Origin of the sequence: Undibacterium sp. Ji22W, from assembly GCF_049340305.1 — a bacterium.
Taxonomy (GTDB): domain Bacteria; phylum Pseudomonadota; class Gammaproteobacteria; order Burkholderiales; family Burkholderiaceae_D; genus Undibacterium.
The window spans coordinates 63,209-85,403 of record NZ_JBMPOU010000002.1 but is presented as its reverse complement, the minus strand read 5'-3'; the positions used below and the strand labels follow the sequence as shown (position 1 = coordinate 85,403).

Here is a 22,195-nt window from a genome sequence, read left to right as displayed (position 1 = left end):
AAACCTCTTTGTATAGAAATAGACTATCCGCATAATGAAACAAATCGCTTCCGAAAAGAAACTCGCCGTACAGCTACTCTTGCAAGCCGCGCAACCGGAGAGGCGTCACGTCGTGCTGGGGATTTTATTCTTGTTTCTCGCATCAGGTTTAGAAGCTTTGGGGCCTATTCTTGGCAAAGCCTTCATTGATCACTATTTACTGCCACGAAAAAATGATGTGTGGATGATGGCGGCTTTACTGCTGACTTTTGTGCTGACAGGATGGTGGGCGACTTGGTTGCGTTATCTACAGTTGACGCGTTTGGCCGGGGTCGCGATGCGTTCCGTGCGGCGCTTACGGGAACAAGTTTACGCGCACGTGTTGCGCTTGCCGATGAGTTTTTTTGACAAAGCGATTACAGGTCAATTAGTCAGTCGCGTCACAAACGACACAGAAGCGGTCAAAAATCTCTATGTGCAGGTACTGTTTGTGATGCTCGATAGCTCGATTGTGGTACTTGGTGCTTTGCTGGCCATGGCATGGTTGGATTGGCGTTTGATGTTAATCGTCTTGACGCTGATCCCAGCAGTCGTTGTCATCGTCTGGTTTTACCAGCGTTGGAGTGCACCAGCAGTCACCCGCGCGCGTCAGATGCGCAGCGATATTAATGCGCAGGTAGCAGAAAGTATTAACGGTATGAGTGCACTACAAGCGTGTAATGCCGAGCGCGCGTTTGGCGAGCGTTTTGAAGCAACTAATCAACAACATTATGGCGCGCGCGTCGATGAATTACGCGCGAATGCCTGGCTCTTGCGTCCCGCTTTAGATTTACTCAATTCTCTGCTATTGGTCGTCGTCATTTTTGTCTTTGGGCAGCGTAATTTTTCAGGTTTAGAAATTGGTATTCTGTATGCTTTTGTCAGCTATATTGCTCGTGTAGTCGATCCTTTGATTCAAATTACTTTGCAATTCGGGCAAATTCAACAAGCAGTGATTTCTGCCGCAAGGGTAAATACCTTATTGCAAGAACCTGCGGCGCTTGTAAAAGACAATGAGGCTGAAATTAGCAGGGGGGAACTGCGCTTGGAAAATGTGGGCTTCGGGTATGACCCAGCGCAGCAAGTCTTGCATCAGATTAATTTGCACATTCCCGCCGGCAGCTTTTATGGCATCGTTGGACATACCGGCAGCGGTAAATCGACCTTGCTCAGTTTATTGCTTCGCTTTTATATAGCGCAAAGCGGCAAGATATTGATCGATGATCTGGACTTAGCCGAACTCAGCGACGAGCATTTTCGCGCGAGTGTAGGACTGGTTCCACAGGAGCCGTTTTTGCTGGCAGCGAACGCACGTGAGAATATTGCCATGGGACGTGATATCAGTGAAGAAGATATTATTGCCGCGGCCAAAGCGGCTCGTGTGCACGACTTCATTCTGCAGTTAGAGCATGGCTATTTGACTCCTTTGGGAGAAGGCGGAGCGAAGCTTTCTACTGGACAAAAACAATTGATCGCGATTGCCCGCGCTTTAGCAGGTAAGCCGAAAATTTTATTCTTGGACGAAGCGACATCCCATATTGATAGTGAGACCGAACAGGTGGTCCAGCTCGCACTGAATGCTTTACGCGGCAGTGTGACTATTGTCGCGATTGCCCATCGTCTATCAACGATACGGGATGCAGATCAGATTGTCGTGCTCAATCATGGTCGTTTGATTGAGCAAGGAAATCACACTGAGTTGATGACGATAGAGAATGGTGTGTATCAAAAACTGTATCTCTTGCAGACTTTGGAAGAATAATCTCAGAGAAATAATCAGCGCGGACAAATCACTTGCCGCACTTCTGCCTGATGTAAGTAAGTACGACCCGGATCGGGTGCTTTGTAGCAGCGCCCCTCGATTTTGCTAATCTGTGTCCCATCCCATGCTTTGAATGTTTCTATCTGTACATCTCGCGCCTTGCCCGCCTTCTCGATTTTGTGCGCAAGTTCGTCCCATTTATCTTTATACGGATGGTTTTGTTTATCCCAATATTCGCGCACGATTTGATTCGGTGGCTTAGCGGCTTGTAATTTCTGTTCCTCAAATCGCAGATCGCGTTCTAATAATTGGCTGATGCGGCCCACATCGCGATTGAGTTCGGTACCGTTGTTTTGCGCCTCATTCATAGCATCAACATCTGGTTTCGTTGCGGTGATACTTGTACTCGATGACTTGCTTACAGTAATTGAAATTGGCCGCCTTACTTTGGAAGCTGATCTGGCGTGCTCAGACTGAGCTACGTTTGGCAGTTGTTGCGCAGGGGAGATGCTTGATAAGTTAAGTGTTCGCATTTGTATAAACACTAGTTGCATGCCCGACCTAGATGGAGCGGATTGCGAACTGCGTAGATGACCGACTATCCATATTGCTGATAAATGTAGCAATAATATGAGGAGAAATACGAGATATTGATAGCGTGATGATGCAGGCATATTAAACAAGGCTAAATAGACATGCGCTAGCCTAAGCGCTCAGTTCAGGTAAGGCCTTGTTTGATTGCTGTGGCTAGGAGCACGCGCTGTCTGGTACTAAATCACGATACCCACCAAAGAAAAGCCTTGCGGTCAGATTTAGTCCGTTTACACTGTGCGTTTTCATTCTTCGCCAGTGATTCTGGTCGTCACCTATGAAATGGTTACTTGCTCTTGCTGCTGCTGCGACTATTTTTATGCTGTCGCTATTAGTGTACGTCTTTCTTATATTGGCACCCGGTTTGCCAGAATTGACGGCGGTCACAGACTATAAGCCTAAAATTCCCTTACGTATTTATACTGCCGACAACACTTTGATAGGTGAATTTGGCGAAGAGCATAGAGATTTTGTAGCGATTAAGGATATTCCTGAAAGCATGAAGAAAGCCGTGCTATCGATCGAAGATGCTCGATTCTATGAACATGGTGGGGTCGACTACATCGGTGTGGCACGCGCCGTGGTCGCTACCGTTACCGGCGGCGTACAGCAAGGCGCATCGACGATTACGATGCAAGTTGCGCGTAACTTTTTCCTCACCCGCGAGAAATCCGTCACGCGCAAATTGCGTGAAATGATGCTGGCGCGACGGATTGAAGGCGCATTGAGCAAAGATCAGATTTTAGAGCTGTACATGAATCAGATTTATCTTGGGCAGCGTACGCATGGTTTTTCCAGTGCGGCGCGGACTTACTTTAATAAAAGTTTGAAAGAGCTAACGATCGCTGAGACGGCGATGCTTGCAGGTATCCCGCAAAATCCTGCGCGGCACAATCCAGCAGTGAATTTTGAACGAGCTAAACAACGTCAAGTCTTAGTGTTAAAGAGCATGTTGAAACATGGTGACCTGACGCAGGCGCAGTTTGATGTCGCTAGCAAAGAACGTCTGCATGTGAGTAAAGTCGCGCAATTTGAATCCCATGCAGCCTATGTCGCCGAAATGGTGCGCCAAAAAATCTACGAGCAGTTCAAGGAAGATACTTATACCGCTGGTATCAAGGTCATCACGACAATCGACCGAGATGAACAAGATGCTGCCTACGAATCAATGCGCCGCAACGTGCTGACCTATGATCAGCGGCACGGCTATCGTGGCCCCGAGGCTTTCGTAGAGTTGCCGACGGAAGAGGATTTGCGCGATGATGCGATTGACGAATTTTTGCAAAAATTTCCATCCAGTGAAGGCTTGATTTCTGGTGTCGTCACAGCAGTGTCGCCTAAGCTCATTAAGGCCGATTTAGCGACTGGTGAATCGGTAGAAATTATTGGCGAAGGTTTACGTTTGGCGAATGCGGCATTGCAGCCGAAAGCGAATCGCGACTTAAAAATTCGGGTAGGTGCTTTGATCCGTGTAATGCAAGATGCGAAAGGCAAGTGGTCAGTGACGCAAGTGCCAGAAGTTGAAGCGGCCTATGTCTCACTGAATGCGAATGATGGCGCTTATCGCGCACTGGTCGGGGGTTTTGATTTTAATCGTAAGAAATTCAACCACGTAACTAGCGGCTGGCGCCAACCTGGATCCTCGATTAAACCATTTATCTATTCGGCAGCTTTGGAAAAAGGTTTTTCACCAGAAACCTTAATCAATGATGTGCCACTTTCTTCTACGACGGAAGAGGAGTTGAAATGGGATCCGCGTAATGATGACGGCAAATACGACGGCCCTATCGATATGCAACGGGCATTGGCGCAATCAAAGAATGTCGTGGCAGTACGTACTTTGAAAGCCATTGGTGCCAGCTATGGCCGAGATTATTTACCGCGATTTGGTTTTGATCAGAATAAGCACCCGGTCAATCTGACTTTGGCGTTGGGGACAGGCTCTGTCACACCTTTGCAATTAGCTAGTGCTTACGCTGTTTTTGCAAACGGTGGTTATCAAATCAAACCTTGGTTGATTCAAAAAGTCATCGACGGAAAAGGGGTGGTTTTGTTTGATGCAAAAATTCCTGAGTTGCCGGGTGAAGATGCCCGAGTATTAGATAGTCGTAATGCATTTGTGATGGATAGTATGTTGCGTGAAGTCGTGCGTTCAGGCACCGGTGCGGCCGCCACACAAAAGCTGGGACGTCGCGATTTAGCGGGTAAGACCGGCACAACCAGTGATGCCGTTGATGGTTGGTTTGCTGGTTATGCAGGTAATGTTGTGGCGGTGTCTTGGATGGGCTTCGATGATCCTAAATCTTTGGGAGGCCGAGAGTTCGGCGCAACCGTCGCCTTGCCGATTTGGATTGATGCTATGCGTCATGCGCTTAAAGGCAAACCAGAGTTTAATCGCCCAGTGCCGGAAAACTTAGCCTTTGTCGATGGCAAGTGGATGTACGCTGAATATCAGAATGGTGCTGGTGTTAGAACCTTGGATCTCGACGCGGTGCCAGCGATTATTCCGCCCGAACAGTAGGCAAAAAAAAGCCCGCAATGGCTTGCGGGCAAAATCCACACCCTTGGAGGAGTAGTCAGATGAGCCTTCATCATAGTCAGTATTTGTGACGCCTTGATGACGCTATGAAGTATGACTACTTGTTAAACCTTGTACGGTAAGTAGATTTTCGAATTTTGAAAATCTGTCATGATAGACACATGACATATGACACATGAGACATAAGACATGAGACATGAAAACAGAACTATTGCTGCGCGTGATTGGTTTCAGTAGCGGGTGCGGCTTTCGCCGATTCTGGTTCAGGTTTTTTGACATCATCCAGATAGCGTTCGACTAAGTCATAGAAACGCTCATACAGTTTCGCTTCAGAAATCGTTTCACTTGCTACCTTCACCATCGAATCGTTACTTGCGCCAAATGGCAAAGAAATTGATCCTATCCCACCGACCCCGAGACTTGCATTTGAGCTATTTTTCTTCAAGGCATAGCGGTCACGTACCGCGTTCGCAAAAATCGTCGCGCTATTACTGCCTTTGCTATTCGCGGCGCAGACGATATTAAATTCGATCTCGACGTGGGTTTCATCATCCGACTGAAATTTTCGCCTTCCTTTGACATTATTCTCGTTCGCCTCATGAATGATGTAGCCTTGGCTGAGTAGGGCGCGACGAGAGGCTTCACAGGCCTCTTGTTCATTGCCGGGCACCGCATAGGTGAACATGTCCGCCATGCCGAATTCATCCTTATGCAAGACAGTTTTCTTCGGTGTCGTGCAGGCGGCGAGACCACCTATCAATAAGATGGCACCAGTGAGGAAAAGACTTGGTTTCAGGCTTTGCATACGAGTCGCTTGGTTTGATCAATCTGAATAGACTGACATTCGCATTTCTTTGCTATGTCAGCCCGTGGTGTTTTAGGCTTGCGCTGCACTTTGATGGTGGCGTTGGCGCAGACGCAAGGCTGCTTCTCGTATCATCGTTTCGGTAGTGGCCCAGTCAACACAGGCATCCGTAACCGAACAACCGTAAATTAATTGGCTTAAGTCTTCCGGAATTTTTTGATTACCCGCAACGATATTCGACTCGATCATGACGCCAACCAAGGCTTGATTACCATTGACGACCTGATTGATAACATCGGCCATGACTAGCGGTTGCAGTTCCGGTTTTTTGTAACTATTTGCATGCGAACAATCGACGATAATATTGGCCGGCAATTTCGCTTTCTTTAACGCTTGTTCCGCCATCGCGACTGAGACTGTATCGTAGTTTGGGCGACCATCACCACCACGCAATACAACATGACCATATTGATTGCCACGGGTGCGTACCACGGATACCTTGCCCTGACCGTTTAGTCCCAAGAAAGAGTGAGGATGCGATGCCGATAAAATCGCGTTAATCGCGATACTGATATCGCCGTCAGTGCCATTTTTAAAACCCACCGGCGTGGATAAACCAGACGACATTTCTCTATGCGTTTGTGACTCTGTCGTGCGGGCACCAATTGCGGTCCAGGCGATCAAGTCACCCAAATACTGTGGTGAAATAGGATCGAGCGCTTCGGTCGCTGTTGGCAGGCCGAGTTCGCAAATATCGAGCAAAAATTGACGCGCTTTTTCCATCCCGAGATCGACTTGAAAAGAGTCATCCATTAAAGGGTCATTGATATAACCTTTCCAGCCAGTTGTGGTACGCGGTTTTTCAAAGTACACACGCATTACCAGCAGCATGCTGTCTTTAACTTCTTCCTGTAAGTTTTTTAAGCGACGTGCATAGTCCAACCCCGCAACCGGATCATGAATCGAGCAAGGGCCGACTACCACGATCAAACGTTGATCTGTGCGATCCAAGATATTTTTTAAACTTTCGCGTCCTGCATCGACCACAGCTGCCGCATGTTCCGACAAGGGCAACTTGGCATGTAATTCTTCCGGCGTTGGCATCGGTGCGAACGAGGTGACATTGATATTTTCTAAATCCTGGCTATTCATGGCGGGTTATCAGAGTAAAAGAGTAAGTAAGAAAGTACGAAGATGGCGTCTATTATAGGGCAGCAACGCTTTTTGGTTTATGCACTTAGCTTTGATTTTGATGCAGGAATCGCCATAAATACAAGAAATCGTCTGGTTTTTCCAGAGTTGCCCTGCTTGTGCAGGAATTAGCTGGTATTTAGGGGCCTATTCCAACGATAGGAGTTGCGGCACTTTTCTTACACTAGAGCCAATATCAATTAGTTAAACAATTGTGAGGTGCTTTATGCAGTCAACTTCTACGGCCCAGCAGCGTGCGCACTATCGTGAATCCAAGCCTTTACATGGTGTTCCCGGGAATGTTTATATCTTGCGTAATTCTGGTTTGAAAGAAGGTTTGGTGCAGATAGGATTAAGCCGGCGCTCTGGCTGGGCAAAGGCCTTAGAACTCAATCGCGACAAGACCAATACGATTCCGGGCAATTATGAGTGTGTGTTTGAAATGCGTGCACAAGACGGTGGTGGGGCGATTGAGGCAATATTTCAAGCTTTGCAAAATGTGCGTTGTGGTCGCCGAGAGCAAGATTTTTTTGAGGTTGATGTGCATCGTGCCGAAATTATTATCGATCAATGTATTCGCGATGCTGATTTGAAGTTTCAAAACCGCTTCCGACAAGAAGCGGCTTTGCGCGAGTATCTGGAAAAAGAAAATGCAGATCGGACAACTGACTCGCAATTTGCAAGCACCAGTACACCAGTAGTACGAGAGGGCATATTTAAGAAAGCCTTTTCATGGATGTCGGGCGTGATGAATTGATCGACCTTTATCTTTCAGATGCGACGCATACGCCACAGTGTGGCTAAGTCTTATCCGCTTTGTCAGCTCAGGTAAGATTTAGCGCACAAAATCGCGTGAGCTTGCTTCAAATTTGATGAAGAGAGATCTGACGGACATCCAACATCATCTTCCCATCACGTTTCACACAGGTTCCACCATAGTAGGCTGATTTATTGACTTGCCAGCTAGCGCTAGCGCCAGCGCTTTTGTTTTTGCACGCTTGATGAACCTCATTAGGAATAACTATTTCTGGTGGCTCTGGTGGTTCTGGTGGTTCTGGTGGTTCTAGCGGCTCCGGTAGCTCCGGTATGTCTGCCAGAGCTGGAGGCGCGGGCGGTGGAGGTGGTGGCGCAGGTAGGGGAGGTGGTGGCACTCGTGATGAATGTGGCGCAGGTGGTAATGGTGGTGGTGTTGGTTTCGTGCAATCTTTTTTCGCGGAGCCCGGTGAACACTTCACACCAATAACATGGCTTTGTATGCTTTTCGAATCAATCTCAACTTCGGACTGGGCGAGGCTCAATCCTGTTGCGCCAAAAGCCGCAAATAAAATAACTAAGGCTAGGGGTTTCATCATGTCTCCTGATAGGGGATAAAAATAATTGGCTTGTTTGCTTTGCCAATGTCGTCATGATGCAGAACAATTGTGGAGAAATAATGAGGAAATTCATGGCTGACGAATTCACTCGGATTGACTCGTTTGCCGCGCTTCAAAATTATCAATGCCATCAAAGCCATCAAAGCGATAGCCAAGACCATAGATCGCGTGAATGGGATTACATTCAGGCAGCACCTGATTGATTTTTCTTCGAAGATTTTTGATATGACTATCAATCGCACGATCGGTCACTTCTAAATTATCTTGCACGACAAAATCAAGTAATTGTGAGCGTGAATAGACGAGTCCCGGGTGCTCAATAAAATGACGCAGTAAGACAAATTCACTACGGGTCAATTCTAGTGCTTGCTGATGCAAGTAAATTTTGAATCCTTCCACATCGACCAGCACGTTGACTTTATCGCGTTTGATCTGCAAATTTGCCGGGTCTTCTTTGATCTGAACTCTACGCAAAATGACTTTGATACGCGCCATCAATTCGCGCGGACTAAAGGGTTTGCATAAGTAGTCATCAGCGCCGATTTCCAAACCGAGCAAACGGTCAATTTCTTCCACTTTGGCCGTCACCATGACGATAGGTACTTGCGAAAATTCGCGTACGGTGCGGCACAGGCTAATGCCATCAAGTCCCGGCAACATCAGATCAAGCACGATGAGGTTCGGGATTTGACGCTGTATGCGTTCTAGTGCAGCGCGGCCATTGCCGATGATCTCGGGCTGATAACCGGAAGCTAGCGCATAGTCGGCAATCAGCGACGCCAGATCGGCTTCGTCTTCGATAATCAGTATGTCAGTGAAGGTGTTTGGCATGGACAGACAATCAGTGTGGTGAGGAATGAAAGAACAGAATTCAGTTTGTCGTACGTTTGAAAACAATCGTGATCGCCAGTCCGCCCAATGTAGATGGCGCAAAGTCGATGCTGGCTTGATGCGCTTCCAAAATTCGGCGGCATAATGCGAGCCCCAGACCAGAACCACCAAAAGCGCGGTTGCGTGAATTGTCGACCCGATAAAAACGTTCGCCTAATCTTTGCAATGCATTGCTCGGAACCCCTGGTGAGCTATCTTCCCACGATAGGATTAATTGTTGTCCTTGATGCCTTAAACTGATACGGAGATGGCCTCCTGCGTCGGTATAGCGTAGCGAGTTTTCAAATAGATTATGTAACACCTGACGCAAACGCTCGTGGTCTGCATTGATGTCGGCATCGTTTGTTTGGTCTTGCGCTGGCAGATCCAGTTGCAGATGGAGTTTCGCCGCCTGAATTTTTTCGCGGAAGTTATCCGCTTCTTCTCGTATTAATGTGGTCAAATTGATTGTTTGCATCTGGTATTCCAATGTGCCGACATCGGCTTTGGAAAGGGCATACAGTTCGTCTATGAGTTTGTTCAATGAAAGCACCTGACGCAACATCAAGGCGATGTTTTCCGGGCTGGCACTGCGTATGCCATCTTGCAGTGCTTCTAATTGTGCGCGTAAGACCGAAATCGGCGTGCGTAACTCATGTGAAGTATCTGCCACCCATTGACGCCGGCTATGTTCGGCTTGCGCGAGTTTTTCGGCGAGTTGATTAAAACTCTGCGCGAGTTCACCCAATTCGTCACTGCGTTGTGCATCTAAGCGCGTATCAAAATGCCCATCTGCTAAAGCACGTGCGCCGTCGACTAGACGATGTATAGGACGACGGAAATGCAAGGCTAATAGCATAGATGCCAGTGCGCTCAAACTGATACTGATGACGATAATAATTCCAATGGTATCGGCTTGTTCCTGTAGAAAATCTCTCGACATGGCGTCACTGGGGATGCGCGACTTCTGCACTTTTAAATACCCTATGACTTTGCCTTGATGGAGGAGCGGGCGCAGACCACCTGCAATTTTATCTGGTATTCGCCCAGCCAGATATTGTTGTGACATGTCGACTAGACTGATACGGCTATTGAGGCTCTGAAATTCAGGTTCATGCTCGACCTCAGGCATGGGTGGCGTTTCAACACTTGATGGCACTGCAGGCAATTCTTCTGGGGATGGTGGTGGCAGAGGAGGCGGTGGCGGAAGTGGTGGCAAAATGGATTGCTCGGCGGCTGTTGATTCTTTCGCCACCGAGACGGCTGGAGATATAGGCGCGACAGGCTCTGCTGGCGCGGCAGGAGAGGCGGTTTTTGCAATGGCAGCAGAAGGTACAGAGGATGCAGGTTTTTCAATACGGAGTTTATTCTTGTTAATGTTGAATTCTTGGAGGTCAGCGCGTGGGATCGCTTTGGCTTGATATAGGCGTAGCAATTCCTGATTGATCCACAATTGTTTTTGTTGTGTATCTTGAGGTAAAAATGACCAGTCGCCATGTTGCGCGTATTGCTCTTGTATCGCGTCACCAATTTCCTGCAAGCGGTCTAATTCAATTTTGAGGGCATAGTCGGCAAAACTATGACTAACTTTTTCACGCATTAATAACAATGCGGCAGCAACTATCGTGATCAGCGAGAGTAACACTGCGAAAAACAAACGCCAGCCTATAGAGATTCTCACCTTACGATTCCGATGGATAAAGATCGCAGTGTAAAGTTTTGAGTCGCTTGCGCCAAGCGCTTTATCTGACTAGGGCTGGATTTGTTGCGCTTTTCATTTTTATGTTGAGACGATAGTGCGTTGCACACAATGTCTCCATCATTGTGTGAGCTCGATTATTCGTCGAGGTTTTTGGATTGATTATCGAACCGACAGTGGTCGGAAGCGGTAGTGTTCTTGTGTGAACAAGTCGATGCCGCATTGCAGGTTTTCTATCCAATCCAAAAAGCAGACAATCGCTTCTCCCTGCATGTAGCGGCCATGTTGTGGCACCAGCATCTCGATGTCCATCTCACGCACCATATTGACCCAAAAGCGACACACTTTATTTGACACCATGTAGCGCTTATGAAAGCCGCTCATTGTATGCAACTGATCATAGAATTCCGCTTTCGTCGTGATCGGAGTAGTGATGCTCTTGGCATCGACCAAGGACGCGCCCATATCGCCAGAAAACAAAATCTTCGAGGTGCCATCGTAAAATTGAAAGTTGCCTTCTGCGTGCAAGAAATGCGCGGGGATCGCATACAGTGTTGATCCCATCATTGGAATTGGCATGCCTTCGTCAGGAATTCCGATAATTCGACCATCAGCCCGGTTCAAATTGCAAAAGTGCGGTACAAAGCGTGACCATAATTGCGAAACATATAAATGACAGTCAGTGCTGTATAGCCATTTGTCGAGCGCACCGATAATATCGGGGTCTTGATGCGATGCGAGCAGAAATGCCAGATTCTTTTTCGGCAGATATTTTTGCATTGCCAGTGTTAGCGCGTTGTAAGTGATATTTCCAGACGGATCGATTAAGGCACCTTGGTCGTGTGAAACGATCAGGAACTGATTGGCTTGTACCGCTTCCTCGCTGGTATCGGTCACCAGATCATTGAACATGATGCAACGATGTTTGCCATTACTAAATAGTTCAATTGCCACACAGACTCCCGTTATAGATCACTAAGAACTTATTTTAGGTCAAGTAATAAAAGGAAATTTGATGTGGATTAAGTTTTTGCTGCAATTGCATAAAAAATGTGCAAATGCCACACATAAAAAAGCCCGAATGATTGATCCGGGCTTGAGTTTGTGAACGTTGGTTCTTTGAGCTTAGTAGCCGAGCGCGCGACCATCTGGATTGCGTGGATCAGCAAAGGCCTCAAAGCCTTCTGGCGTGATTTTAATTGTTTGCGTTCTGCCTATCGAACGCCCGATACTGAACTGATGCCCCTTTTGTTTTAATAGCTCCAACGTGTCAGCATTAAACCCCCGTTCCAGACGTATCATATCTGGCTCCCATTGGTGATGGATACGCGGCGTGATCGTCGCTTCTGCGGCATTGAGTTGATGGTCAATGATATTCAAAATGACTTGCAGTGTGGTGGTGATAATCCGGCTGCCGCCCGGGCTACCTGTGACGAGGAAAGGCTTGCCATCCTTTAACACCATGGTCGGTGTCATCGAACTGAGTGGCCGTTTTTTTGCAGCGACGGCATTGGCTTCACCACCGACTAATCCAAAAGCATTCGGCAATCCAGCTTTGACGGAAAAATCGTCCATCTCATTATTCAAAGTGATGCCGGTGCCCGTTGCAACGATACCGCTGCCGAATAGCAGATTTAAGGTATAGGTGGTGGCGACTACATTCCCAAATTTGTCGACCACGGAGTAATGCGTGGTTTGATCGCTTTCATATGGCAAAGGTTTGCCCGGTTTGATTTGCGCCGATGGCGTCGCACGATTTGAATCAATTTTCTTCACCAGCTCATCCGCATACTTCTTAGAGGTTAAACCCGCCACTGGTACTTTGACGAAATCCGGATCACCAAGATATTCAGCGCGATCTGCATACGCTAGCTTCATCACTTCCGTCATGTCATGAATGGTTTGCGCACTATTTACGCCGAGTTTGGCAAGCGGGAAGTGTTCTAACATATTGAGCATTTGGATGACGTGCACACCGCCAGAGCTTGGCGGCGGCATCGATACGACTTGATAGCCGCGATAGGTGCCGGTGACGGCGGTGCGCTCAACTGGCTGATAATTTTTCATGTCGTCGGACGTGATCATACCGCCATGATTTTTCATTTCAGCCACGATTTTTTTCGCGATGGCACCCTCGTAGAAGGCTTTTGATCCTTGCTCTGCAATCAGGCGCAAAGAATGAGCCAAATCTTTCTGTATTAACTTTTCGCCAGCACGCAAAGGTCGCTCGCCGTTAAAAAAAACCGCGCGGCTAGAAGGCCATTTGCCAAGTTGGTTCCGACTTGCCTCTAGTAACTGCGCCAAATAAGGTGTCACTTCAAATCCTCGCTCTGCCAACTTAATTGATGGTGCAATTAAGTCCTTTAATGACATCGTGCCATATTTACGTAAAGCCAAGTCTAAACCTGCTACGGTGCCCGGCACGCCTACTGCTAAATGGGTTGAAGTTGAACTACCAGGAACGATTTTGCCATCCGCATCTAAAAACATATCACGATGTGCTAAAGCAGGTGCCAGTTCGCGAAAATCTAAGGCAATGTCCTTGCCACTTTTGGCATCATGGATCAGCATGAAACCGCCCCCCCCGATATTGCCCGCGTGTGGCAACACCACTGCCAATGCGAAACCGACTGCGACTGCAGCATCGACCGCGTTGCCGCCGCGCTTTAAAACATCTAGTCCAACTTGGCTTGCTAGTCCTTGTTCACTTGAAACGACGCCATTCTTGGCGCGTACAGGACTGAGAATATCGTAGCTCGTGTCATATTGAATCTGCGCGCCAGTGCCTTGCGCGAAAGTGAGTGGCGAGTACGCAATTTGTGAAACTGTGAAGAGAGTGGTGATTAGCGCAAGGTGGACTTTTTTGAGTGAAAACACAGCGAGCTTCCTTATTCGAGGCAAATATTGGTGACAGTGCATCTGGCGCACATTTAGCCAGATTTTTGTAAAGTTTTTTACTTTGCAGAAACTTGATTGTCTCTAACTATGCTGAAGTTGTCGAGCCTTGATTCGGGACTGTGATCTAGTTAAAAAATAGAGAAGCTAACTATCTAAGATCATTTCCTGAAGCAGTCTTTCTTTATCTATCGACATTGGTATTTTCCTTTTCGGAAACTACAATTAGCCTCATGTCGCATCGTTGTTACATGTTCTTTTTGAAAGAAAATGCTATGAATAACGTATCGCAAACACAAGCTCAGCCACAAGCACAAGCACAAGCACAAGCACAAACAACCACTTATCCCAATCTCAGCCGTGCGCTTGCCCTTTATGGTGTTGAGGTCAAACAACTCGCGATGCAATATCCGCGAATTGTCACGATCATTGACAGTACCTGGGGCAGCGTCGATTGCTTGCACTACTTAGATAGTCTCTTGTTTTCTGAGCGCCCAGGCAGGCAGGGGTTCCCTACTGATGTGTTAGATGAAATTGTTTTTATAAAAAATATTTTTGAATTTAGTCATCCTCAGTTTGCGGGCAACCGGAATGACCCGATTAACAAAAATAAAATTGACGAGATACGCGGACACATACAAGAAATTGTGAACGGTGTGGACAAGAACACGGAAATTGCTACTTTTTCTGAAATTCGAGGCAAATTGAAAGAACGTGTATTCAATGAAAAGAAACACCAGCACGAAGTCGATTCACACCAAACTTTACGCAACAATGTGTCTATGATGGAAAACAACGCTTATCCGAAAGGTGCCAAGCGTGAACTATTGGGGCAGTATTTTGTAGAGAACGAGGTCCTTAGCGACACGACACTAGCTGACGCACTTAATTTGCAAAGTAAGTTGCGCACCAGGCACTTGCTGGGTGAAATTTTAATTGCGGATCACAGCATTACGGAAGCACAGTTAAATTGGGCATTGAGCAGGCAACGTGGAATTCCAATTGTAGATGTATCAAATTTGGAAATTTCACCTGAAGCGGTACGTCTGATTCCACTTAAAATCGCACACGCGAAACATGCAATGCCGATTGCGATATTTGATAATCGCATTGTGGTGGCAGTGGAAAATCCCTTTGATTCTGAGGTGCAGCGCTACTTTTCATTCTTGTCAGGCTACCGCGCCATTCTTGTGTATTCGAGTAATGAACAAATTAATGCAGCTCTTAATAGTTACACCGAATCGAAGCGCGGGGTCGTCAGTCACACAGAGCTCAATGGCGCAAAGAAAGATAATCAGTCAGCCAGCCATGGTGCACTGGTATCAACTGACTTGAATGGTCGACGACAGAAATTGGATGAGCTCAGTGGAGTCGAAAGATCAGATAAAGCTGCTTACGCTGACAGCCCGTCTGAGGATGAGGATTTGGACGAACAAACCGATGATTTTTCGAATCAGGCCAATGAAAGCCCTTCGTTAAAAAAAATTGATGAGAACGATGAAACTGTCATAGGTTTAATCAATAAAACGATTAATGATGCCATTCGTCTTGGCGCATCGGATATTCATTTTGAAGCATTCCCGCGCACCAGAAATTCGCAAATTCGTTTTCGTAAAGATGGCAAATTAGAGGTAAGTGCGACATACCCGATTAATTTCCATCCAGCTGTAGTGTCACGTATAAAAATTATGGCCTCGCTCGATATTTCCGAAAAAAGAAAATCACAAGACGGAAAAATCACTTTCGGTTACGCGAATAAGAAACTCGATTTGAGAGTATCTAGCATACCCACTTCAAATAGCTTGGAAGTGGTAACAATCCGGATACTTGGTGCCGGAAAGCCGTTGCCTCTCTCAAAAATTGGCATGCATCCAGACTCATTAGATAAATTTAAGCTGCAGATTAATAAACCGCATGGCTTGATCTTGGTATGTGGCCCAACCGGGAGTGGCAAAACCACGACTTTGCATTCGGTCTTGCGAGAGTTAAATAGCAGTGATAAAAAAATCTGGACCGCAGAAGATCCTGTAGAGATTGTTCAAAAAAATATTTCGCAAGTACAGGTCTTGCCTAAGATAGGCTGGACCTTTGCGAAGGCCTTGCGTTCATTTTTGAGGGCCGATCCAGACGTGATTATGGTGGGTGAAATTCGAGATTCAGAGACCGCAAAAGTAGCGGTTGAAGCATCGATGACGGGTCATCTTGTGCTTTCGACTTTGCATACCAATTCTGCCGCGGAAACCTTGATGCGAATGATGGATCTGGAAGTTCCCGCATTTAATCTGGCGGATGCGACACAAGCGATTTTGTCGCAACGATTGGCAAGGCGCGTATGCACTGAATGTGCCGAACGCTTTGAATTTACAATCGAGGATCTGGAGCAACTAGTGAGCGAGTATACGCTCAATACTGTCGAGAAATCTTTGAGTAAGCAAGAGCGGCAAAAGGTGATAAGTCGTTGGCAAACTGAATTTGGTGAAAATTCGCATATCTACGGACGTCGTGGTTTAGGGTGTTCGGCCTGCCATGGCACAGGATATAAAGGTCGTATGGGAATACATGAGTTGTTGGTGATGAGTGCCGAAACACGACGCTTGATTACCTCTGGTGCCAGCAGTTCAGAGATTTTCAAATTGGCAGTGAAGGAAGGAATGAAAACTTTGCGCCAAGATGCGATTGAAAAAGTATTGCAAGGAACGACCGATTTGGCGGAAATTCGTATTGTTTGTATTTAGTACTATATGAATCAAACTGTTTTTCAATGGGTAAAAAAAAGCCACCTGCGAGGGTGGCTTTTCAATTCAAAAGAACGAGTCTCTTAAATTATATTGCGATTATTTTGCGTCAGCTTCTGCAGAAGTTGCGCCAGCTGGTTTAACAGCGATAGCAACAGTTGCGTCATCACCGTGTACTACTGCAGAAACGCCTTTTGGCAATTTCAAGCTAGATACGTGTACGGATTGACCAGCTTCAACTTTAGACAAATCAACTTCGATGAATTCTGGCAAGTCTGCTGGCAAGCATTCTACGTCCAATTCAACAGCAACGTGACTAATCACTGCAGCAGACAATTTCACTGCTGGAGAATTTTCAGCGTTGATGAAATGCAAAGGCACTTTAACGTGGATCTTTTTGTTTGCATCGACGCGTTGGAAATCAGCGTGCAATACTAATTGTTTGAACGCGTGCATCTGGAAATCGCGCAACAATACTTTTTCAACTTTACCATCAACATCCATGTCGAGAATGGAAGAATGGAACACTTCTTTTTTCAATGCATGGAACAATGCATTGTGATCCAATGAGATGCTCACTGCTGGCTCTGTACCACCGTAGATGATGCCAGGTGTTTGACCAGCATTACGCAGGCGGCGGCTCGCTCCGGTGCCCTGTTCTTTACGTGCAAATGCGACTACTTTCATTTTAATACTCCAAAATAAGCAAATTTATACATGTCCAACATGCGCTAAATTTGCGTTGACTTTCCCGCGACCAGGAAAGTGAAAAATGCTTGCGAATATTAAAATACCCGCAAGCCGAAAAATTTTATCTTCGTTCTAAAAACTGCAACAAGAACCGCGCAGAAATTAATCAGAGAACAAAGAAATAACCGACTCACCTTTAGTAATCCGGCGGAAAGTCTCAGCCAGTAAGCTATCGCAAGACAATTGACGAATCTTAGAGCAGGCCTGTGCCGCAGCAGACAAAGGAATGGTATCCGTCACCACCAACTCATCGAGTGGGGAATTGTTGATACGATCAATCGCCGGACCAGACAAGACCGCATGCGTACAGTAAGCCAACACTTTTTTCGCACCGCGTTCTTTTAGTACTTCTGCTGCTTTCGTCAAAGTGCCCGCTGTATCGACCATGTCATCCATGATTACGCAGTTACGGCCTTCGACTTCACCAATAATATTCATGACTTCGGAAACATTGGCTTTTGGACGACGCTTATCAATAATCGCTAAATCGCAACCCAAACGTTTTGCCAAAGCACGGGCACGAACTACGCCGCCAACGTCAGGAGAAACTACCAATAAATCATCGTAATTCTTCGCGACCAGATCACCCAACAAAATCGGTGATGCGTAGATATTGTCTACTGGGATATCAAAGAAACCTTGAATTTGATCGGCATGCAGATCCATGATCAAAACACGGCCAACGCCCGCTTCTTCCAACATATTCGCGACCACTTTGGCTGAAATCGCCACACGTGCAGAACGTGGACGGCGATCTTGACGGGCATAACCAAAGTAAGGAATCGCTGCCGTAATACGGCCAGCTGAGGCGCGCTTCAACGCATCGACCATCAACATGATTTCCATCAAGTTGTCATTGGTCGGCGCACAAGTCGATTGCAACACGAAAACGTCTTTACCGCGCACGTTTTCATTGATTTCGACCATCACCTCGCCATCAGAAAACTTGGAAACGTCAGCCTTACCGAGACGAATGCCGAGTTGCTTTGCAACGCCTGCCGCAAGAGCAGGATTGGCATTACCGGTAAAGACCATCATGTTGTCGAGAGCGTGTGCCATGAGATCACCTAAGGGAATAAAAAAGCCACTTCAAGAGAACAATACTCAGCATCAAAGTTAGAATTCTTGTTGTAATGATTACTGAAAATACTGCCGTAAAAAACCGAAAAGCCGCCGCATCATTTTGTATGCGGCGGCTTGGGAATTAAATGGCAGGGGAGGAAGGATTCGAACCTTCGCATGCCGGAATCAAAATCCGGTGCCTTAACCAGCTTGGCGACTCCCCTACACAACTTTTTATCAATTGCTTACTTCGTTTTGGTATTTCGTTTGATAATCAGCGAAGCCGCTATTTTATCTCGAAATTCGCAATCGACCAAATTTTTTATGATGCAGTCTATAAATTATTGTGCAAATTTATAGGATGCTGTTGTAAGGCTTTTGCTATCCATGATGTCCAGTAATGAGGGACTTGCTGTAAAACGTTTTTTGCCGCGTCTTCATTTTGAAAGGCACAAAAAACACAAGAACCTGATCCCGTCATCTTGGCATCACCCTGATTTACTTCATATTGCTTGAGCCAGTTAATAGCGTTTGCAATTTCGGGATGTAAAGCACAAGCAACAGCTTGCAGATCATTTTTCCATTCAACTTTCGCTGCATTGGAAAAGTCCGTTATTCTGACGGGCTTCGTGTCTCTTGTCAACTCCTTGGCTGAAAATATTGTGGGAGTGGGTACATGCACGCCCGGTTCTATCACGACGAACCATTGTTCTGGCGTGGTGATTTCTTGCATTTGTTCTCCTATACCTTCGACGAATGCATTTTGCCCATAGATAAAGAAGGGTACGTCGGCACCCAGTTGCAAGCCGAGTTTCATCAATTGTTGCTTGTTTAAATGACACTGCCAAAGATGATTTAACGCCATTAAAGTCGTTGCCGCATCGGATGAGCCACCGCCGACCCCACCGCCCATAGGAAGACGTTTGTGCAGATAAATATTAACACCTAGATTTATCTTGCAATGTTGTTGTAGCAGGCGCGCTGCTTTAACCACTAAATCCGATAGCTCGGGCACGCCGGCAATTGCATTTACGCGATGAATAGCGCCATCATTTCGCACTTCAAAGTCTAAATAATCGCAATGATCAATTAATTGAAAAACACTTTGCAACAAGTGATAGCCATCCTCACGTCTTCCAGTGATGTGCAAAAATAGATTTAGCTTGGCTGGAGCGGGGCAATTGCTTAGCTTGGTGACGACAGTATTGGAGGGTGTATTCATTTGGTCGATATGGTCGAATTTGTCGATCCTGAGGAAGTTATTGCCATTCTTCGATCACGATGCGAATCTTCATTTCTCCGACTTGCTCGGTATTCTTATATAGATCAATACGTTTCGGATGAATAGTTCCGCCGTCGGCCTGCCAGCTGACGAAATCCAATTGCCAGCCCTGCGATTGCAAGCGATAGTAATCGGTCGCAGGTAAGGCGATTGTTTGCCCGTTGGCAGTCAAGTCAAACCCTTGTAGCCAGGCTTTTAATCCACTCACAGGGATTGCCCAGCCCAAATTTTCTACCAGTAAAGATTCAATGTCAGGCGCGACCCTTGGTTCTTGCTTCGCTTGTTCTAAGCGCGCTCCGGATGCGTCTTGTTGTATGGTGGCGATGGTCTGACCTAGTGGTGAGCTTAGACTAATGTGTAAATTTTGCGGCGTTTGCAGCCAGTCATAGCCCACGATGACAGTTTGTGGCTGATCGTTTTGCTGATATTGAATTGAAATGCGACCTTGCAGTTGAATTTGTTGTTGCAAGGTCCGGCTTTGGTTTTGTTGGGTAACGTTTACGGCTTTGGTTGTGCTGCATGCAGCGAGTATCAGGCCAACACTCAGCAATAATAAAACTTTTAAGATTGCAGTGAAATTTCTTGTCGCTTGCTGAGTCAGATAAATCAAGTGATTCATGTGCTTTACTGGTTGAAATGGAAGGACATCAAAGGACGTGATTATGGCAGCGTCAGCGTTAATCTTTGCAAAGTATTTTTGAGTAATGCATTTTGCGGATCTTTCCTATTTGCGTCGGTGAACAACTGCATAGCCTCCTCTTTCTTATCTTGCGACCACAGGATTTCTGCTAAATGAATCGAAACATCGGCATCCTGCCGCATGCTGAGCGACTGCCGCAGAAATTTCTCTGCCTCGTTATAGCTTTTTAAGCGAAATTTCACCCATCCTAAACTGTCTAAAATGTAAGGATCATTTGGGTTGAGTTGATTGGCAATTTCCAGTAGCGACAGTGCTTCATCTAAGTGCACGTTTCTATCCGCATAGGAATAACCTAAGGCGTTATAGGCTAAGGCATTGTTCGGCGCGACTTGAATCAATTGCTTGAGCGCCATTTCCATTTCGGGATAATATTTCAGCGACTCTGACAGCATGGCTAAGTCGTAAAGCAAGTCAGGGCTACCTGGAAACTCCCCAACTGCCATTTGTAATAAGACGAAAGCTTCTGTGGTTTGTCCCGCCTCGCGCATGATTTGCGCTTCGGTTTGTAATAACAATGCTTGTTCCGCCTCTTTGTTTGCATTAATAGTCTGTAAAAATTGCCGCGCTTCGCGGTACTTGCCATCACTGGCTAATAGTAAGGCTCTGCGCATTTGTATATTGAACCAAACCGGATTTGGTTCGTCTTTGTTGTCGACTTTACTTATTTTGCTTAGCCATAGGTCGGCATTCTGTTTGTCTTTACGCTGTAGAGCGATTTGCGCGAGGCTGATATACGCGGAGCTGCTGTCTTCGCCAGCGTTGATTTTTTCTATCATCTCTTTAAAAAAATTTTCCGCCGCATCCAGTTGCCCCATTTCCATTTCGATACTGCCCAAGGTATAGAGAACTTGAGTACGCGGCATGGCGGTTTTCTCTGGATTTTGCAAAAAGCTTAGAAATTCAGTTTTTGCCTGCCTCAGCTGCTTGCTTTCTAGCAGCATCGTTGCGTATGCCAGATGAACCTCTTTTGCTTGGGGATAGCGTTTTAAGAAGTCGGCGACTAGGGCAAATGCGACATTTTTTTCTGAAGCATGGGCTAGGGTCAATATCCCCAATTCTGAACTAGGTTCTATCGCCAGCGCTGCTTGCGCTTCTTGTTGTGCTCTGACCGCATCGCCACTGCGGTAGGCGGCGCGTGACAAGGCAATATGCCCTGCGAGCGACGAATTATCTTTGACTAATATTTTTTCCAGACTGAGTAAGGCGGCTTTTTTATCGCCAGTGCGGTTCAATGTAATTTGCGCCTGATGGATAAGTCCGTTTCTCTCTTCACCTGAGCTATTTTCTAGAAGCTTCAGGAAGAATTGTTCAAGCGCGACGTAATCACTTTTGATGACAATAAGGCTTAGATAGTATTGTTCCGCTTCAGGTGAATCTGTTGCGAGTTCTCGCCATAAGCGAACGGCCGCTAGAGATTCGTCGACTTGTTGTGCGGACATGGCAATCTCTGCCGCGCGCTTAGCCAGTCGCGGATCACGGGTTTGTTGCGCTAACCCCATGATGGTGATGAAGGGACTTTGCCACTCGCCGCGTTGCAGTGCGATATCCGAGGCTGTTAATTTATACAATATATCTTTGCTTAAACCAGATTCTGTTGCGGTGTTGTCCGTTTTTGTTTGGGGCGCAGTTGGCGTGGGCTTTACTTTGGTATTTTTAGTATTCTTAGTATTGACCGGTTTGGTATAGGGGATTTGGTCATTGCCCGATTGTGCCAGTGCCACATTGTTGGCTGCACCTAAGAGGCTGAGGCTGATCGTTGATATGAAAAGATTTAATTGACGAAACTGAGTAGGATTTTTTTTCATGCGTAAGGGGTCATCAGTAAGGGAAATGCAAAGTCCTGCTTAAGTCTGGGTACAATACTTCGCGTTGCAAAGAGATGAAATGATTTTACGCTGAAATCGCGCCTTGGCGAGGTGAGTG

The 22,195-nt window shown here is 46.5% G+C and carries 17 protein-coding genes and 1 tRNA gene; 4 read left to right on the top strand and 14 right to left on the bottom strand.

The annotated features are described in order from the left end of the window. Positions 1–34 precede the first annotated feature (34 nt). Positions 35–1,780 carry an ABC transporter ATP-binding protein gene (locus tag ACO0KW_RS07180; protein ID WP_423052121.1) on the top strand — a complete coding sequence of 582 codons (1,746 nt, stop codon included), beginning with the start codon at positions 35–37 and terminating at the stop codon, positions 1,778–1,780. A 14-nt stretch (positions 1,781–1,794) separates the two neighbouring features. Here ACO0KW_RS07180 and ACO0KW_RS07175 read toward each other — a convergent pair whose 3' ends face one another. Continuing rightward, positions 1,795–2,148 carry a hypothetical protein gene (locus ACO0KW_RS07175; protein ID WP_423052119.1) on the bottom strand — a complete coding sequence of 118 codons (354 nt, stop codon included), beginning with the start codon at positions 2,146–2,148 and terminating at the stop codon, positions 1,795–1,797. A gap of 500 nt (positions 2,149–2,648) precedes the next feature. Between ACO0KW_RS07175 and ACO0KW_RS07170 the strand changes: the two genes are divergently transcribed. Next, entirely contained in the window at positions 2,649–4,892 is a 2,244-nt protein-coding gene (locus tag ACO0KW_RS07170; protein ID WP_423052117.1) for a penicillin-binding protein 1A, read from the top strand. A 226-nt stretch (positions 4,893–5,118) separates the two neighbouring features. Here ACO0KW_RS07170 and ACO0KW_RS07165 read toward each other — a convergent pair whose 3' ends face one another. Further along, on the bottom strand, positions 5,119–5,715 hold the full coding sequence (locus ACO0KW_RS07165; protein WP_423052115.1) for a DUF2242 domain-containing protein: 597 nt from the start codon (positions 5,713–5,715) through the stop codon (positions 5,119–5,121). 72 nt (positions 5,716–5,787) lie between these two features. Further along, positions 5,788–6,867: a 3-deoxy-7-phosphoheptulonate synthase gene (locus tag ACO0KW_RS07160; protein ID WP_423052114.1), complete on the bottom strand. Its 1,080-nt coding sequence runs from the start codon at positions 6,865–6,867 to the stop codon at positions 5,788–5,790. 265 nt (positions 6,868–7,132) lie between these two features. Between ACO0KW_RS07160 and ACO0KW_RS07155 the strand changes: the two genes are divergently transcribed. Beyond that, on the top strand, positions 7,133–7,663 hold the full coding sequence (locus tag ACO0KW_RS07155; RefSeq protein WP_423052112.1) for a hypothetical protein: 531 nt from the start codon (positions 7,133–7,135) through the stop codon (positions 7,661–7,663). Positions 7,664–7,769: 106 nt separating this feature from the next. Here ACO0KW_RS07155 and ACO0KW_RS07150 read toward each other — a convergent pair whose 3' ends face one another. The 5 genes from ACO0KW_RS07150 to ggt all read right to left on the bottom strand — a co-directional run bounded on the left by ACO0KW_RS07150 (position 7,770) and on the right by ggt (position 13,767). Then, entirely contained in the window at positions 7,770–8,258 is a 489-nt protein-coding gene (locus ACO0KW_RS07150; RefSeq protein ID WP_423052110.1) for a hypothetical protein, read from the bottom strand. Positions 8,259–8,363: 105 nt separating this feature from the next. Beyond that, positions 8,364–9,110: a response regulator gene (locus ACO0KW_RS07145; protein WP_423052108.1), complete on the bottom strand. Its 747-nt coding sequence runs from the start codon at positions 9,108–9,110 to the stop codon at positions 8,364–8,366. A gap of 40 nt (positions 9,111–9,150) precedes the next feature. After that, positions 9,151–10,830: an ATP-binding protein gene (locus ACO0KW_RS07140; protein WP_423052106.1), complete on the bottom strand. Its 1,680-nt coding sequence runs from the start codon at positions 10,828–10,830 to the stop codon at positions 9,151–9,153. A gap of 180 nt (positions 10,831–11,010) precedes the next feature. Then, on the bottom strand, positions 11,011–11,802 hold the full coding sequence (locus tag ACO0KW_RS07135) for an MBL fold metallo-hydrolase (RefSeq protein WP_423052104.1): 792 nt from the start codon (positions 11,800–11,802) through the stop codon (positions 11,011–11,013). A 171-nt stretch (positions 11,803–11,973) separates the two neighbouring features. Further along, the gene (gene ggt / locus ACO0KW_RS07130) at positions 11,974–13,767 is read right to left on the bottom strand and encodes a gamma-glutamyltransferase (RefSeq protein WP_423052102.1); all 1,794 of its coding nucleotides are present in this window, start codon (positions 13,765–13,767) and stop codon (positions 11,974–11,976) included. A gap of 251 nt (positions 13,768–14,018) precedes the next feature. Between ggt and ACO0KW_RS07125 the strand changes: the two genes are divergently transcribed. After that, positions 14,019–16,478 carry a GspE/PulE family protein gene (locus ACO0KW_RS07125; protein WP_423052100.1) on the top strand — a complete coding sequence of 820 codons (2,460 nt, stop codon included), beginning with the start codon at positions 14,019–14,021 and terminating at the stop codon, positions 16,476–16,478. A gap of 99 nt (positions 16,479–16,577) precedes the next feature. Here the strand turns inward: ACO0KW_RS07125 and ACO0KW_RS07120 are convergent, their stop codons facing one another. The 6 genes from ACO0KW_RS07120 to ACO0KW_RS07095 form a co-directional block, all read right to left on the bottom strand. Next, positions 16,578–17,165 (bottom strand): 50S ribosomal protein L25/general stress protein Ctc, encoded by a 588-nt coding sequence (locus tag ACO0KW_RS07120; RefSeq protein WP_423052098.1) that lies wholly within the window; start codon positions 17,163–17,165, stop codon positions 16,578–16,580. 165 nt (positions 17,166–17,330) lie between these two features. Continuing rightward, the gene (locus ACO0KW_RS07115) at positions 17,331–18,287 is read right to left on the bottom strand and encodes a ribose-phosphate pyrophosphokinase (RefSeq protein WP_423052096.1); all 957 of its coding nucleotides are present in this window, start codon (positions 18,285–18,287) and stop codon (positions 17,331–17,333) included. 150 nt (positions 18,288–18,437) lie between these two features. Then, positions 18,438–18,514: transfer RNA gene (locus ACO0KW_RS07110), tRNA-Gln, on the bottom strand. A 110-nt stretch (positions 18,515–18,624) separates the two neighbouring features. Further along, positions 18,625–19,512 (bottom strand): 4-(cytidine 5'-diphospho)-2-C-methyl-D-erythritol kinase, encoded by an 888-nt coding sequence (gene ispE, locus ACO0KW_RS07105; RefSeq protein ID WP_423052094.1) that lies wholly within the window; start codon positions 19,510–19,512, stop codon positions 18,625–18,627. Positions 19,513–19,549: 37 nt separating this feature from the next. Further along, positions 19,550–20,191 carry a lipoprotein insertase outer membrane protein LolB gene (lolB, locus tag ACO0KW_RS07100; protein ID WP_423052092.1) on the bottom strand — a complete coding sequence of 214 codons (642 nt, stop codon included), beginning with the start codon at positions 20,189–20,191 and terminating at the stop codon, positions 19,550–19,552. A 41-nt stretch (positions 20,192–20,232) separates the two neighbouring features. Further along, positions 20,233–22,077, bottom strand: coding sequence for a tetratricopeptide repeat protein (locus tag ACO0KW_RS07095; RefSeq protein WP_423052090.1), 1,845 nt, complete (start codon positions 22,075–22,077; stop codon positions 20,233–20,235). Between the last annotated feature and the right edge of the window lie 118 nt (positions 22,078–22,195).